General features: G+C 61.5%; 10 protein-coding genes. 7 read left to right on the forward strand and 3 right to left on the reverse strand.

Translation table 11 applies throughout. From position 1 onward, the window contains the following. The 4 genes from SO140_RS43685 to SO140_RS43700 form a co-directional block, all read left to right on the forward strand. The coding region (locus tag SO140_RS43685; protein ID WP_498544073.1) for an efflux RND transporter periplasmic adaptor subunit at positions 1-742 on the forward strand (742 nt) is incomplete at its 5' end. Then, complete coding sequence (locus SO140_RS43690; protein WP_254107483.1) at positions 739-1812, forward strand: efflux RND transporter periplasmic adaptor subunit; 1074 nt, start codon at positions 739-741, stop codon at positions 1810-1812. The genes SO140_RS43685 and SO140_RS43690, both read left to right, overlap by 4 nt. After that, the gene (locus tag SO140_RS43695; protein ID WP_449381896.1) at positions 1809-4958 is read left to right on the forward strand and encodes an efflux RND transporter permease subunit; all 3150 of its coding nucleotides are present in this window, start codon (positions 1809-1811) and stop codon (positions 4956-4958) included. Before SO140_RS43690 ends, SO140_RS43695 begins: the two co-directional genes overlap by 4 nt. A 972-nt stretch (positions 4959-5930) precedes the next feature. Next, positions 5931-7529, forward strand: coding sequence for an FAD-binding oxidoreductase (locus SO140_RS43700; RefSeq protein ID WP_449381897.1), 1599 nt, complete (start codon positions 5931-5933; stop codon positions 7527-7529). Positions 7530-7751: 222 nt separating this feature from the next. Here the strand turns inward: SO140_RS43700 and gap are convergent, their stop codons facing one another. After that, a complete protein-coding gene (gap, locus tag SO140_RS43705) occupies positions 7752-8759 on the reverse strand; it encodes a type I glyceraldehyde-3-phosphate dehydrogenase (protein ID WP_449381898.1) in 1008 nt (335 codons plus the stop codon). A 298-nt stretch (positions 8760-9057) separates the two neighbouring features. On the opposite strand from gap, the gene SO140_RS43710 reads away from it, so the two are divergent. Next, positions 9058-10569 carry an L-lactate permease gene (locus tag SO140_RS43710; RefSeq protein WP_449381899.1) on the forward strand — a complete coding sequence of 504 codons (1512 nt, stop codon included), beginning with the start codon at positions 9058-9060 and terminating at the stop codon, positions 10567-10569. A gap of 185 nt (positions 10570-10754) precedes the next feature. Next, positions 10755-11765: a hydroxyacid dehydrogenase gene (locus SO140_RS43715; protein ID WP_449381900.1), complete on the forward strand. Its 1011-nt coding sequence runs from the start codon at positions 10755-10757 to the stop codon at positions 11763-11765. 90 nt (positions 11766-11855) lie between these two features. On the opposite strand, the gene SO140_RS43720 is transcribed toward SO140_RS43715, so the two are convergent. Both SO140_RS43720 and glk read right to left on the reverse strand, forming a co-directional pair. After that, the gene (locus tag SO140_RS43720; protein ID WP_449381901.1) at positions 11856-15131 is read right to left on the reverse strand and encodes a beta-phosphoglucomutase family hydrolase; all 3276 of its coding nucleotides are present in this window, start codon (positions 15129-15131) and stop codon (positions 11856-11858) included. A 95-nt stretch (positions 15132-15226) separates the two neighbouring features. Continuing rightward, entirely contained in the window at positions 15227-16171 is a 945-nt protein-coding gene (glk, locus tag SO140_RS43725; protein WP_449381902.1) for a glucokinase, read from the reverse strand. Positions 16172-16235: 64 nt separating this feature from the next. Here glk and SO140_RS43730 point away from each other — a divergent pair. Then, a partial coding sequence (locus SO140_RS43730) for a 1-phosphofructokinase family hexose kinase (protein WP_498544074.1) occupies positions 16236-16854 on the forward strand: 619 nt, incomplete at its 3' end.

Here is a 16854-nt window from a genome sequence, read left to right on the forward strand (position 1 = left end):
GCGTGTGGCGAAAGCTACCTTCGAGCGGCAGAAAGCGCTGATCGCAAGCGGCTTCACCACCCGCACGGTCTACGATCAGGCACAGGAAGGCTTGCGAGCTGCGGAAAGCGAGTTGGAGGCGGCAAAAGCGCAGCTTGGCACGTCGAGGGACGCGCTTGGCTATACCACATTGCGCGCCGAGGCGGACGGCGTCATCACCGCACGCAACCTGGAGGTCGGCCAAGTGGTGCCGGCGGCGCAACCCGTATTCTCGCTGGCGCACGACGGAGAGCGGGATGCCGTCTTCGACGTCTACGAATCCGCCTTCCTTGGCCAGACCGCCAGCCGCAACGTCGTGCTGGCGCTGGTCTCCGATCCAAGCCTGACGGCGATCGGGCAGGTCAGGGAAGTCTCGCCGGCCGTTGACGCGAAGAGCTCCACTATCCGCGTCAAGGTGTCGATCCAGGATCCGCCGGCCGCGATGACGCTCGGCAGCGCCATCGCAGGAACGGTGAGGGCCGTGCCGCAGCAGCAGATTGCGCTGCCCTGGAGCGCATTGATGGCGGCGGGCGAGGAGGCCGCCGTCTGGACCGTCGACCCCTCGACACGAACCGCGTCGCTGAAGCCGGTAACGCTCGGTGGCTACGAGGCGGGCGAGGTGTTGATCAAGGCGGGGCTCGAGCCCGGCGAACGCGTCGTGATCGACGGCGGCAAGCTATTGAGCGTTGGCCAGCTTGTGACCTTTGAAGGAGACCGGTCATGAAGATCCAGGTCATGATCGCCGGCACGCTGGCGCCGGCATTGCTGCTCGCCGGGTGTCATGAGGAGACGAAGGCGCCGGAGCCGGTTCGACCCGTGCTCTCAATGCTCGTTGAGCCGAACCACGGAGATCGGACGGTTGCCGTCGGCGTCGTAGAGCCCCGCTACAAGACCAATCTCGGCTTCCGCGTGCTCGGACGGCTGACCTCGCGCCCCGTCTATGTCGGCGATCTCGTCAGCGAAGGCCAGATTGTCGGCGCCCTCGATCCCACGGCTCTCGACCTTGCCGTCCGCTTGGCAAGAGCGCAGCTTGCGAAGGCCCAGGCGCAGCTTGCAACGGCAAAAGCGACGGAGGAGCGGCAGCGCACGCTCATCACCAGCGATGCGACCACCAGGCAGACGCTGGACAATGCCGAGCAGGCCCGCGCCGGTGCCGAAGCAACCGTCGCGCACGAACAAGCGAACCTGACCAAGGCGATCGAGCAGCTCGGATATGCGCAGATCAAGGCCGACTTCGGTGGCGTCGTCACCGCAGTCGGCGCGGAAGTCGGCCAGGTGGTCTCCCCCGGCCAAAGCGTGGTCACGGTCGCAAGGCCCGAAATCCGCGAAGCCGTCGTCGATATCGGCGAGGATCTTCCTGCTCCGCTCGAAATCGGTCTGCCGTTCACCGTCAGCCTGCAACTCCTTCCAGCGGTTCAGGTCGAAGGCAGGGTTCGCGAAATCGCGCCGCAGGCCGATCCGGTGACGCGCCTGCGACGAGTTCGGATTGGGCTCGACAACCCCCCGGAAAGCTTCCGTCTCGGCGCAACCGTCACGGTAAAGTTGGGCAAGGATCAGACCCCGATCCTGCGCCTGCCCGCATCGGCCGTGCTCGCAAAGGACGGCGCCAATTTCGTCTGGGTGGTCGATCAGCCCGCCAGCACCGTGTCGCTGCAGAAAATCGATGGCATCGCCGACCCAAGCGGAATTCGCATCATCGCCGGACTTGCTCCCGGCGCGCGCGTCGTTACCGCCGGCGTCCACAGCCTCAACTCGGGACAGCAAGTCCGTATCGAACAGGATCAGAAACCATGAAGTCGTTCAACCTTTCCGACTGGGCGCTCGGCCATCGCTCGCTCGTCTGGTATTTCATGATTGCCTTCATGGCGGCAGGCCTTTTTGCCTACCTCCAGCTCGGGCGGCAGGAAGATCCTGATTTCACCATCAAGACCATGGTGATCCAGGTCCAGTGGCCCGGCGCCTCACCCGAGGAGATGACACGCCAGGTCACAGACCGGATCGAGAAGAAGTTGGAAGAGCTGGAATCGCTCGACTACACCAAGAGCGTGACGGTCGCAGGCCAGACCACCGTCTTCGTCTACTTGCGCGACAGCACCAAGGCGGCGGATGTGAAGCCCACCTGGGTCCGAGTCCGCAACATGATCGCGGACATCAAGGGCGACTTCCCGCAAGGCGTGATCGGACCCGGTTTCAATGATCGCTTTGGCGACGTGTTTGGCAACATCTACGCCTTCACCAGCGACGGCTTGAGCCAGCGACAGCTCCGCGATGAGGTCGAGGATATCCGAGCCAAGGTGCTGACCGTGCCTGATGTCGGCAAGGTCGACATTCTCGGCGCACAGGACGAGGTGATCTATCTCGAATTCTCTACCCGAAAGGTTGCGGCTCTCGGCCTCGACGTTCACTCGATCATGAACTCACTGCAGGGGCAGAACGCCGTCGCGCCATCTGGCGTGCTCCAGGAGGGACCGGAGCGGATCAGCGTCCGCGTCAATGGACAGTTCACCTCCGAGGCGAGCCTGAAGGCGGTCAATCTGCGCATCAACGATCGCTTCTTTCCGCTAACGGACGTTGCGACCATCACGCGCGGCTACGCCGATCCGCCACAGACTCTGTTCAGGTACAACGGCCAGCCTGCGATCGCGCTCGCGATCGGCATGAAGTCCGGCGCCAACCTGCTGCATTTTGGCGAGGCGCTGAAGGAGGAGATGACGAAGATCATTGCCGACCTGCCGATCGGGGTCGGCGTGCACCTGGTTGCTGATCAGCCGGTGGTGGTCGAGCATGCCGTCTCCGGCTTCACGGAGGCGTTGTTCGAGGCCGTAATCATCGTGCTCGTGATCAGCTTCCTCAGCCTCGGTTTGCGCGCCGGACTCGTGGTCGCCATCGCCATTCCGCTGGTGCTTGCCATCACGTTCGTGGTGATGGCCTATTGCGGCATCTCCCTGCAGCGCATTTCGCTGGGTGCGCTAATCATCGCCCTCGGCCTTCTGGTCGACGACGCCATGATCGCCGTCGAAATGATGGTGGCGCGGCTCGAGGTCGGCGATCCCCTCGAAAAGGCGGCAACCCATGTCTATACCTCGACCGCGTTCCCCATGCTGACCGGTACGCTGGTGACTGTGGCCGGGTTCATCCCGATCGGGCTCAACAGCAGCAATGCCGGCGAGTTCACCTTCACGCTTTTCGTGGTGATTGCGGTCTCTCTGCTGGTGTCGTGGATCGTAGCCGTGCTGTTCACGCCATTGCTCGGCGTCACCATCCTTCCGGCCAAGATAAAAGGCCATCATGAGCAGAAGGGCCGCGTCACGCAAATGTTCGCGCACCTGCTACTGTTCTGCATGCACCACCGCTGGAGCACCATTGCGGTGACGGTTGCGGCTTTCCTGTTCGCTATGGTGGGTCTGCAGTTCGTGCAGCAGCAGTTCTTTCCGTCATCGGATCGTGCCGAGCTCGTGATTGATTGGAACCTGCCGCAGAACGCCTCGATTACCAACACCAATGCGCAGATGGCTCGCTTTGAGCGCGAGCAGTTGCAGGGCAACGCTTCCGTCGATCACTGGTCGACTTATGTTGGCGTTGGAGCCCCGCGGTTCGTGCTGTCCTTCGACTTGCAGACTGCAAACACCTGGTTCGGACAGCAGGTAATCGTGACCAAGGGCGGCATCAAGGCGCGCGACAAGATCAAGGCCGAGTTCGAGGACTATCTGAAGAAAACGTTTCCGGGGACCGACACCTACGTCAAGTTGCTGGAGGTCGGGCCGCCCGTGGGACGTCCGGTTCAGTATCGCCTGAGCGGGCCCGATATCGCCAAGGTCCGCGAGCTTTCCCAGAAGCTCGCCGGCATCGTCCGGAGCAGTCCCGATCTTGGCAACGTGGTGTTCGACTGGATGGAGCCTGCCCGCGTCGTCAAGGTCGACGTCCTCCAGGACAAGGCGCGCCAGCTCGGGGTGACGTCGGAAGACATTGCCACGACCCTGAATTCCGTGCTCGAGGGCTCGCCGATCACGCAGGTGCGCGACAGCATCTATCTCGTCAACGTCACGGGACGCGCCACTGCGCCGGAACGGGCCTCGATTGATACACTCCGCGATCTGCAGTTGACCGGCCTCGGCGGGCGGTCCGTGCCGCTCGGCGCCGTCGCCAATCTGCGCTACGAGCTTGAGCAGCCGACGATCTGGCGGCGAGCGCGGATTCCCACGGTCACGCTGAAAGCTGCCGCTATCACCAATGTCCAGCCGAAGACGATCGTGGACGCGCTGGCGCCGAAGGTCGCAGAATTTTCCAAGGAACTGCCGGCAGGGTATTCGATGAAGATCGGTGGCTCCGTCGAAGAAAGCGCCAAAAGCCAGGCGCCGATCCTCGCCGTCGTTCCGCTCATGCTGTTCGTCATGGCCACCGTGCTGATGGTCCAGCTACAGAGCTTCTCGCGGCTGTTCCTGGTGTTTGCCGTTGCGCCGCTCGCGCTCATCGGCGTCGTCATGGCGATGGTCCCGAGCGGTGCGCCGCTCGGCTTCGTCGCGATCCTTGGCGTTCTGGCGCTGATCGGCATTCTGATCCGCAACTCGGTGATCCTGATCGTGCAGATCGAAGATCTGAAGAAGGAGGGATGGCCGGCCTGGGATGCCGTGGTCGAGGCCACCGAGCACCGCATGCGTCCGATTCTGTTGACCGCGGCCGCCGCAAGTCTCGCGCTCATTCCAATCGCCCGCGAGATTTTCTGGGGCCCGATGGCCTACGCCATGATGGGCGGCATCATCGTTGGCACGCTGCTGACGCTGTTGTTCCTGCCGGCGCTGTATGTTGCGTGGTTCAGGATCCACCCTGACCAGGGCGATGAATCGCCTGCGCATGAACCTGAAGCGTTTGCGCATGAAAAGCAGGCCGAACAGATAGCCGCTCACGACGCGCCAGAGCTGCTGCTCGAGACGCAAATCTAGAACGGAGACGACGATGCCCTCGAAGAGATTCTTGACCTTTGCCGTCGGTGTGACGCTCGGAACGATTTTGCCCGTGCCCACTGCGGCCTTTGCGCAATTTCCTCCACCTCCGCCGATGGCGCCCGCCGGACCTCCTCCGATGCCCGCCGCAGGTCCGCCGGCCTTCGCAGGCCCTCCTCAGCCTGGCCCTCGCGCCGGCCTCGGCGATCCAGCGCCTCGCCTCGGTCCGGCGGCCGGGCCGCGCGCTGATTTCACCGCGGCCAGAAGCATTGGCGGCACGCCGGCAGTCGTAAACTCGGCGCGCGCCGCGTCGGTCAACATCAGCCGCTCCGGAGCCTACGGCTACCATGTCGGTGGAGCGCAATATAGTCGTCGCGCGGCTTACGCTGCTTCTGCTTACATAACCGGCGCTTACGCTGGCTATGCGTCTAGTAGTGTAGCTCGCGCTACGGCTATTATTCCGGTAGTGACTGCCAATATGTCTACAGGCGTTATCGGCGCATTCTAGTTTGCGACTAGCTCCACTTGTAAGCGCAAACGTTATGCAACGCAGTTTGCCCGCGCAGCCCGGGTGCAGGATGGCTATGGTGGTGCGACGAATGCCCATTTTCGACCGGATAAGGCCAGGTGCGACACAAGGGCCAAGCGGAAGTGAAGCGACACGCAACTCCCTATGCCGAAATGCGGTGAGGCATCGTGCTGCCCATGATAACCAAGGGGCTCCGGTTGAATGAGCTGGCGGAAAAATCCTGAGGATGCGATGCTGCTCCTCGAACAATGCCCGTGGCCGCATGTGTTCGAGCGGCGGTTAGACCCGACGCTGAGACAGAGCCTTGTCATCGGCGTGCTCTTTCACGTTCTGCCTTGGAAGCGTATCGTTTCGATCGACCGAGGTCGCCTTCAGCGGCCCCGTGGTTCAGAAGATTCTCGTCGATCTCAGAAACTCTCGAAAAGAACCGGGAGGGACCCCTCATGGATGTCGCAAGGCTAAAATATTACGGGTGGGGCCGTGAAGGAGAAGGCATGAGCGCAGAGGAGCGAAACTTCGTTCTCGGCCGCTATCATGCGAAGTTTGGAACTGGCGAGTTCGATACGATCGCAGTCCCGCGCCTTGAAGACCTCTTCCTGCGGGAGCCGCGCGTGCTGCCGCCGGCTTCGCTGTCACCCTTCTGCACGGCGGAACGCTACGATCGCGCCGCGCACACCTATGGCAAGTCATATCCGGACTACGTCAGAGCGATGCTCGGCAACTACGATTGTGCGCCCGACGTCGTGGCCTATCCGCGAAATGAGGCGGAGATTTCCGCTGTGATGGACTGGGCGGGTTCTGTCGGCGCTTCGCTGACGCCTTTCGGGGGCGGATCCAGTGTCTGCGGCGGAGTCGAGCCGCGGGTTGACGGCATCAAGCATAAATCTGCCGTTACCCTCGACCTGCGCAATCTCGCTAAAGTCGTCGAAGTGGATCCGGTATCCCGCGCTGCATTGATTGAAGCCGGCACCTTTGGCCCATCTTTGGAAAACCAGCTCAAGCCCCATGGTTTCACATTGCGGCACTTCCCGCAGAGTTTTGAATATTCGACGCTCGGCGGCTGGATTGCGACCCGATCGGGCGGCCATTTCGCCAGCCTTCACACTCACATCGACGATTTCGTCGAAAGCCTGCGCGTCGTGACGCCAGCTGGTGTGGTCGAAACGCGCCGGCTTCCCGGGTCGGGTGCGGGTCCGAGTCCCGACCGGATGTTCATCGGCTCGGAAGGAGTTTTGGGTGTGATTTCGCGCGCCTGGATGCGATTGCAGCCCCGTCCAAAATTCCGCGCCGGCGCGTCCGTTCGTTTTCCGTCGTTCTTCGATGCTGCGCGCGCCGTGCGTGCAGTCGCGCAAGCGGGCCTCTATCCATCAAATTGTCGGATCCTGGACTCACAGGAGGCCTTTAACACTGGTGCAGCCGATGGGAGCGTTGCCATCATGGTGCTCGCGTTCGAGTCGGGCGATCATCCGATGGACGCCTGGATAGCGCGCGCGCTGGAATGCTGCACCGACCATCGGGGAACGCCGGAGCCGGCAAAGGCGAGCGGCGCGCATCTGGAAGGTGCGGCGGGCATCTGGCGCAATGCATTCATTCGGATGCCCTATGCGCGCGAATTTCTAACGCCCGCAGGCCTCATCAACGATACGTTCGAGACTGCCGTCACCTGGGATCAGTTCGAAGGCTTTCACGACAACGTCAAAGGGGCGACCGAGCGCGCCATTCTTGAAGCAACTGGCGTCAGGGGTGAAGTCACTTGCCGTTTCACCCACCTCTACCCGGACGGGCCTGCACCCTATTTCACTTTCCATGCTCTTGGTCGCCACGGCGGACTTCTCGAGCAGTGGCAGGCCATCAAGAACGCGGCAAGCGACGCGCTGATCGCGGCAGGTGGCACAATCACGCATCATCATGCGGTCGGCCGCGATCACAGGCCGTGGTATGACCGGCAACGGCCGGAGCTTTTCGCAGCCGCATTGCGGGCAGCCAAGCGGGAACTGGATCCGCTATGCATACTCAACCCGGGCGTCCTGATTGATCCGTAGGCGCATTTTGGCGAAAGCACTGTCTCCGCTTGGCGCCTTGCCGGGCTCCGTGTAGCGAGGTCTTAATGGGCAGCTCTTGGCGCCCATCTGCCTGGGACCCGTGAGACTATTCTTTGATGACCTCTATGTGGGTTGAATGCGGACCGGCGGCACGATCGAACTCTCCGCCTCAACGAAGCGTGCCATCCGTATGCGGCGCATCAGCGGAGCGTCTAATCTTGTTCAGATCAACTTCCCCATTGCTACGGCGGTATCCGCCATGCGGCACGAGAATCCCCACTCGTTGTCATACCAGGACATCACGCGCACCAGCGTGCCGTCCAAGACCTTCGTCTGATCCATGTGAAAGACGGAACTGTGCGGATCGTGGTTGAAGTCGACGGAAACATTAGGATTGTTGGTATAGCCAAGAATCCCCTTGAGCTGCTGGTCGGCGGCTCGCTTGATCGCGGCGTTCACCTCGTCCTTCGATGTGGCCCTCTTCGCGACGAACTTGAAATCGACCACCGAAACATTTGGCACTGGAACGCGAATGGCGACACCGTCAAGTTTGCCGTTCAGTTCCGGCAACACGAGGCCGACCGCCTTTGCCGCGCCTGTTGAGGTCGGGATCATCGACATCGCCGCGGCTCGCGCGCGGTACAAGTCTCTGTGCAATGTATCAAGCGTCGGCTGATCGCCGGTATAGGCATGGATCGTTGTCATGAAGCCCTTTTCGATCCCGATCGCATCGTTGAGCACCTTGGCAACGGGCGCCAGACAGTTGGTTGTGCACGAGGCGGCGGAGACGACCCTGTGCTCCTTCGACAGCGCGCCGTGGTTAACGCCGTAAACTACCGTGATATCGGCGCCGTCGGCGGGCGCAGAGACTAGGATGGCCTTTGCGCCCGCTGTGAGGTGAGCGGAAGCTTTGGCCTTCGAGTTGAAGACGCCCGTGCATTCGAGCGCGATGTCAACGCCGAGGTCCTTCCATGGCAGACTTGAGGGATCCTTGATCGCGGTCACCCTGACCTTGCGGCCGCCAACGCTGATGGCGTCGCCTTCAACCGTTACTTCACCTGGGAAGCGGCCGTGCACGGAATCGTATCGTAGAAGGTGCGCGTTGGTCTCGACAGGCCCCAGGTCATTGACCGCGACCACCTCGATATCCTTGCGGCCGTCTTCGATGATGGCCCTGAGAGTATTGCGGCCGATGCGGCCGAATCCATTGATGGCGATGCGAATGGTCATTTCTTCGGCTCCCTTTCCTGGCACTACGCTCGACAGTGTTTGGATCGCGAAGACTGCGACGATTGTTTAAACGCGATCTGTGGCGGCCGACCTTGATCTGCGGTCGCTTGCTAGCCTCCTGTGCGATCCGGACACCTGGTCCCGGCTACCGTTTCAAGAGCTATCGCATCGCTTAGGAATCTTTCGCGTATGCAGGCGATTTTTTGCAATCGCAATCAGGTGGCCTGGTTCTGCGAAAGGTCGGCGCATGGTAACGTTTGGTTGGGGTTTGAGCCAAATCAAGTCCACGGGAAGTTGAATGGCAGCTTTGGTCGCGATTGCTCCGCTCGCCCTGATCGTTCTTCTCATGGCCGTATTGCGGTGGTCGGCCGCGAACGCGGGACTGGTCGGACTCGTGGCGGCCACGGCTGGCGCAATCGGATTCTTTGGCTTAGGAACGAGTATCTATGCTGAGCAAGGCCTCGCCGGAACGCTCATCGGAACCGGCGCGGAGGCCATTTTCTCGGCCGTTGACATCCTGTGGATCATCCTGCCGGCCTTGTCTCTCTATGAGCTGCAGCAGCGTTCGGGCGCGATCGATGCTATCCGGACGGGACTGATGAGCCTGTCCTCGGACAAGACCTTGCTTGCTCTCATCATCGCTTGGTTCTTCGCGCCATTCATGGAAGGGGCGGCGGGGTTCGGCACGCCGATAGCTCTGGCTGCGCCTCTGCTGGTCAGCCTCGGCTTCACGCCCGTCGTGGCGGTCGCGTTACCGCTTATTGGTCATGTCACAGGCACTTCTTTTGGCGCGCTCGGCACTCCGATCTTCGCGCAGACCGACGTGTCAGGCGTTAGCGGCAACAGCATCGCGCCGCCGACGGCATTGCTGCACGCGAGCCTGGCGCCATTGCTGGTGCTTTCGATCGTGTTCATCGCGGGCACAGGACGTTTCCAGGCGAAATATGTGGCATGGGCGATCGTCGCCGCCATTTGTTTCCTGCTGCCTTACCTGGCCTTGGCCATTTGGGTGGGACCAGAGCTGCCGACGCTCGGCGGCGCCCTTGCCGGCGGATCGGTATTTGCTTTTGTGCTCAGGCGGGTGCACGCACAGCAATCTAAAAGCCTAGACGCGAGATCGCTTGCCATTGCTGGTCTGCCATATGCCGTCCTGGTTGGTTTAATCCTCGTGACGCGACTCGTTCCGCAGATCCGCGATGCGCTCCGGCACATTGTGCTCGAATGGGGGTTGCCTGGACCGTTCGGCGGTCGCGTAGAGCCCCTCTATCATCCCGGGACCATGCTGCTCGCAGGATTTCTGCTCGGAGGGCTCTTACAGGGGTGCAAGACTGACGATCTGGCCGGTGCCGTCACCACTGCCGTTCGACGGCTAGTTCCCGTTGCAGTTGCCTTATTCGCGATGCTCGCTATAGCCCGGCTGATGGTCCATGCGGGCATGATTGAGGCGCTGGCGGAGACAGCCACGCGGACCGGTCAGGCCTGGCCGCTGCTTGCTCCTTCAGTTGGGGCCATCGGCTCCTTCATCACAGGCTCGACAACCGTCTCCAACATCCTCCTGACGGATCTTCAGCAGGCGGCGGCCGCCAGGCTCGGCTTGCCGATGCTCGCGCTAGTCTCCGCCCAAGGATTCGGAGCTGCCGTCGGCAATTGCGCGGCGCTGCACAACATCATCACAGGCGCCGCGACGGTCGGCCTGCAAGGACGCGAAGGCGATGTGCTGAGAAAGACGGGACCAGTTTGTCTTGGATGCCTGGCGCTCGGGGGCGCTCTGGCGCTGACGCTTGTGCGGTGGTTCCCATTTGGAGGTTGAGAGACGACCGGAGGGTACACATCGTATGCTTTAGCCCACCATCTCGAAGGAAAATGTCTCAGCAGCTCTGTCCTATCAGAAGCCGGCGCGTTGACCGAATCCTGCCATCAATGTGAGGCTGCATGGGATAGGACCGTATAAGCTCATCGGCGCTGCGAACCCGTGCTCAGACCCGGGAGGCCACCATGAACATCGTCGTATTTGAAACCGAGGAATGGGAGCGACCAGCCTTCCTGCGCCTTGAGCCACACCATCGCGTACGATGCATTGCTGAACCGCTCGACAAGCGGAACGCGGCTGAGTTCTCCGACGCCGAGGTTGCCAGCCCATTCGTCAATTCGCGGTTGGACGCATCGGCCCTCTCACAATTTCCGAAGCTAAGACTGATTGCGACGCGATCGACCGGATACGATCACATCGATCTCAATTACTGCGCCACGCACGCCATCACTGTGTCGAACGTGCCTGACTACGGCGACTCGACAGTGGCCGAGCACGTTTTCGCTCTGCTGTTGGGCGTTGCGCGCAAACTCGTGGAGTCGGTGGAGCAGACGCGACGCGGGCGGTTCACGCAGACAGGGCTGCGGGGCTTTGAGCTCCGCGACGGGGTGATCGGCGTAGTCGGCACCGGCCGGATCGGGCTCCGTGTGATCGAAATCGCATGCGGTTTCGGCATGAATGTTCTTGCTTATGATCTCCGACCGGACGAAGCGGCCGCTACCCGGCTCAAGTTCACCTACACCAACCTTGACAAGCTATTGTCCGATTCCGACGTCGTAACGCTGCACGTGCCTGCAACGTCTGGCACCGCTCGCTTGCTCTCGGATCGTGAGTTCTCCCGCATGAAGCCGGGTGCAATCCTGATCAATACCGCACGCGGCCACATCGTTGACGTTGAAGCGCTGGTGCGGGCGCTGGCTGATGGAAGGCTTCGCGGCGCTGGCCTCGATGTCCTGCCGCAGGAACCCTTGATCCGTGAAGAGGCGGCGATCTTCCACCAGGAGGCGGCCCCGGACGCCGACGATTTCAAAGCGCTAGTAGCAAACCACGTGTTGCTGCGCTTTCCGAATGTGATTTGTACGCCGCACAATGCCTACAACACCGAGGCGGCACTGGAGCGAATCGTCGCGACGACACTTTCTAACATCGAGGCATTTGCGCGGGGGACGCCTCAGAACGTTGTATCGGGGCATTGAGGTTCTCGTTGCAGGCGATTTCACTTCTCAAACCAGGATCTTCGTTGTTCAGGACGCCCACAACGGGCTGCCGAGCTAGTGCCCGTGTGGTCACGAGGGACGAACGAGCGTCAGGCTGGTGCGCTCGCCCGGGCGGAGGACGACATGACGGTCGCCGACCGCGATAGAGATCGGTTCCGCCCCACTGGGATCACTCGACAGCGTTAGTGCATCCTGAGTTATGTCCACGCTAAGCGTGTGCTGGCGATAGCGGAGCCGAAAAGCAAGCCGACGCAATTCATCCGGCAGTGCCGGATGGAAATGTAGTTCGTCTCCGCGCAGCTCCAGCCCTGTGAAGCAGCGTTGCAATAGGTCGATCGTGCCAGCCATGGCGCCAAGATGGATGCCTTCGCGCGTGGTTCCTCCTTGAACGTCGCTGATGTCGCTTTGCAGAGCCTCCGTGAACAGCGACCAGGCGCGCTGCCGGCAGGAGCGCGCTAATACCCAGGCATGCGCAATTGCGCTTAAGGTGGAGCCGTGCGAGCTGCGCCGCAAATAGTAGTCGATGGTTCTGGGGATCGTACCAGGATCGAAGGCATAGCCGAGACGGTCGAAGAGCTCCGCCAGTTCTTCTGCAGAAAACACATAGAACAACATCAGGACGTCGGCCTGCTTGGAGAGCTTGTAGCGATTGGGCGTGTCGTTCTCTGCCTCGAGGATCAGATCGAGGCGCATGATGCTTGGATACTTGTGCCGATAAGTATTCCAGTCGAACTCCTGCAGAGCCTCATAGCCCTCAAACTGGCTGAGAATGCCATCGTTATGGAATGGCAGGTAAAGCTTGCAGCTGACATGTTCCAAATGTGCGAGTTCCTCCTGCTCGATCCGCAGGTCCCGACACAGCTCCTCGCAGCGTCCTTGCGGCAACAGTTCAAAGAGGTCGAGCGCGCGCGTTATGCACCAAGCCGCCATGACATTGGTGTATGCGTTGTTGTCCAAGCCCGGCGCATCGCGATCAGGATAGCCGTCGTGGAATTCGTCCGGGCCCATGACGCCGCGAATATCGTAGCGGCCGCGTGCTTCGTCCCATTGCGCGATGCTGCCCCAGAAGCGGGCGATCTCGAACATCAACTCGGCGCCGAAGGAGTAAAGGAAATCGGCATCGTCGGTCGCTTGGTAGTACTGCCAGACATTGTAGGCAACCGCCGCGCCAACATGGCGCTGAAGATGCGTGTCGTCCTTGATCCAGTTGCCGGAACGAGGGTTGAAGTACATGACGTCGGTTTCTTCGCGCCCATCGCTGCCGCTCTGCCACGGGTACATTGCACCGCGGAATCCAGCTTGCCGGGCGGCCCATCGTGCTTCGTCGAGGCGCCGGTAGCGGTAGAGCAGCAGCGCACGAGCGAGGATCGGCAGGTGCAAGCTCAATAATGGGAAGATGAATAGCTCGTCCCAGAAAATGTGGCCGCGATATCCCTCGCCATGCCAGCCGCGGGCAGGGATGCCGGCGTCCAGCTCCATGCTGTGACTGGAAGCTGTCTGGAGCAGATGGAAGAGGTGCAGGCGCACAGCCAAATGCGTCTCCTCCGCTTCGTCGCTGCCGACATCGAGCAGATCAAGATCAGTGCGCTCCCACAGGTATGCCCAGGCACGTTCATGGGTTTTCAGAAGTGCATCAAAGCCGTCGGCCCGCACGATCGCAGTGCGCGCCGCAGTTTCTGGATCCGCGATGGCGCGATCTCTGGAGGTATACAGCGCGATGATCTTCTCGATTTCAGTGCTGACGCCCGGCATGACGTCAAGCATGACGTCGTAGCCAACACGTGCGGCTTCCTTGATCGGGCGCTTGTCGACGGCGACATCGAGACCGCGTACGCTTACCTCAATCCGCGCGGCCTGCGCGATCCGCAGTTTCGACTGCGTCGTCTCGACCTGGAGCAGCATGGAGCAGGGTGCAATGGTGGTCGCGTCGCACACGCGCAGATTCCTGCTTGCAAACGCTTTGTAGCGCAGCACGCCGGTATTGGCGACGTCGCCATCCAGCATGGCGCGCACCGTGAGCCGGCCCGACCAGTTCTCCGAAGTGATGGTGACATGCTGGCCGGCGAGGTGCTGGGCGTCCATGTGCACGAACCGGCGCTCGGCGAGGCTGGTTTCCCGCCCGTGCGCGTCGCGTACCCGCAAAGTTCGCAAGTAAAGGCCGCGGCGCAGATCGAGCGTTAGCCGATACCCAAGGATTTCGATGCGACGCAGGTCGAACCATTCTCCTTCATCGATTCGGAACGTCAGTGGCAGCCAGTTGGGGAGGTTGACCAGGTCCTCGTTCTCGATCGGACGGCCATCGATCAGCGTCGTGAGCCGGTTGTAGGCGCCGGCAAGATACGTGCCGGGATAATACAGATCATCAGCGCGTGCCTCGGCAGCCGCTCCGCGAGTCACGAAGTACCCGTTGCCGACGGCGAACAGGGTTTCGCGACGGCCTTCCAAGGAAGGATCGAAACCCTCATGGGCAAACAGCCACGGGTCCGGTCTAGCCTGTGCTGCCGGATGGCAGGTCTCTGTCCCTGGTTGCGCGATGAACGGGTCGAGCCGATGCACATCCAGCCGAGTCGTGCGCCGCCGTGCCAGCCCATCCTCCCATTCCAAATCGATCTGGTTGAGGTCGGCGACAACGATATCGGCGCCGGCGTCTTTCAGGGCCGTCCCATGGCCGGTCCGGTCGATGCCGATGACAAGGCCGAAGCCGCCGGCGCGTCCCGCGGCCACTCCGGCAATCGCGTCCTCGATGACGACGGTGCGCTCGGGCGAGGTCCCGAGGCGTCGCGCCGCCTCAAGAAACGTGTCCGGCGCTGGCTTCCCTCGCAGCCCCGACGCCGCGGCATCCTGTCCGTCGACGCGAGCATCGAACAGCCGGTCGAGTCGCGTGGCTTGCAGAACCTCTCGGCAGTTTCGGCTCGCCGAAACCACCGCCGTACTGAGGCCGAGGGCGCGTAGACGCCGTATCAGCGCCAGCGTGGACGGATAGATGTCTACCCCCTTGCTGCGCATCCGCTCCAGAAACAGCCCGTCCTTTCGCTTGGCGAGGCCGTGGACGGTTTCGGCTTCGGGGCCGTCCGCTTCGCCGCCTTCCGCTATCTCCATAACTCGAGCGGACAGAAAGGCACGAATAGCCTCCTCGCGGGGACGCCCGTCGATGTAGCTGTGATAATCCTGGAGCGTGAGTGGCGCAAAGCTAACGCCGGTGCGGCGGGTGGCGCCTTCGAAAAAGGCATCGAAGGTTTGCTGCCACGCCTGGAAATGGATGCGCGCGGTATCCGTAATCACGCCATCAAGATCGAAGGCTGCGGCATCAAATCGCGACGGAATAAGACCGGCAATGCGAGACATCCCTGGGCTCGGCATCGGGCTTGTTTGTGAAGACATCACAGGTCCCTCAATAGCCGTTCAGCTTGAGTTTCGTCGCGCGCCCGTTCTGGCTCAGCTCAAATGGAGCGGCTTCGCTCTACGTACCGTGCCGCGCCGAGTAGACCTGCGTGAGGACGCAAGATCTGATCGATCGGTATCCCGTCCAGGTATGAGCTGAACCGTCCCTTTGCGACGAAAGCTCCGGTCAATGCTTCCACATCCCATAGTGGCCGCAGCCCGCGGCATAGTCCGCCAGTGATGACGACTCCGCCGCTGGTCAGAAGGGTCAGCGCGAGGCTGCCCGCCGTAGAACCGAGGATGGATGAGAAGATCCTTATTGCCTCACGACAGGTGGGGCACTGACCTGCTGCAGCGCGCGCCGAAACGTCTCTTGGATCCTGAACGTCGATGATCTGCCCGTTGATCTCGGCCAAAGCCGTCGCGATCGACAACAGTCCCGATCCTGACAGCAACCGCTCAACTGACACATGTGCATGTTGATCCTGAAGACGCGACTGGATTTCCGCCTGCAGGCGGTCCGTCGGGGCGAATGTTGCATGTCCGGCCTCGCTCGGGAGGCCGACAAACGTACCCGCATTGTTCAGCAGAAAAGCGACTCCGAGGCCGGTTCCGGGTCCAATCACCAGGCTAGGGTGCTCCGGATTGCGGGTTCCCGATTTCACCGCGCCGATCTCATCGGGCTGCAACGCAGCAAAGGACAATGCTTGGGCGACGAGATCGTTGATGACGATCAGCTTGCGCAAGCGGAGTCGCCGGCGCACATCCTCGATCGAGAATCGCCAAGTGCTGTTGCTGAACCAGACATCATCACCCAATACGGGACCGGCTACCGCAAGCACCGCATCTTCCACCTTCGGAGCACGAGACAGATAGTCCTCTGCTGCGTCAGCGAGATTGGGATATTGAGCAGCAGGGAGCTTGCGTACGTCGCGGGGACACTTGCCCGGCTCTGCAATCGCAAACCTTGCGTTGGTTCCACCAATGTCGCCGACTAGCCGCATGGCTCTCAGCCTCCAACGGTGATAACTTTCAACCTTTCTATCCCCAGGCGAGAAGGCTTACGCCATGATACAGCAGCCGGAGATAGCCTCAAAGCCGATCGTTACGCTGACGCTGAGCCCGACCATCGATCTCGCGTTCAAGTCAAACGAGATCAGACCGATCCGTAAGAACCGAGCGGTAGGACAGCGCACTGACGCTGGGGGTGGCGGCATCAATGTCGCGCGCGTGCTGAAGGAACTGGGCCTTGGGTCCTATGCTATCTACCTTTCCGGCGGCGCAACTGGACTCGTCTTGAACGAACTCGTCGCGAAATTGGGCGTGCCGGGAAAATGCATCGAGGTAGCCGGCGGCACTCGCATCAGTTTCACGGTCTTGGAAGAGATTTCGGGGCTAGAGTATCGTTTCGTAAGCGAGGGCTCGGCCCTTGTCGAGGCGGAGTGGCAATCGGCTCTATCCGAACTTGGCGAATGCGATGCAGACTATGTCGTCGCGAGCGGCAGCCTGCCGCCCGGGGTTCCCATCGATTTTTACGCCCGCCTGGCGCGCATTGTGAGGCGTAAGGGAGCACGCCTGATCCTTGACACGTCAGGGCCTGCACTCCACGCCGCGATATCGGCAGGGGGCATTTATCTCGCCAAGCCCAGTTTCGGGGAGTTCGAGATTCTGACACACCGAAAGATTG

It is taken from the genome of Bradyrhizobium sp. UFLA05-108, assembly GCF_059803455.1.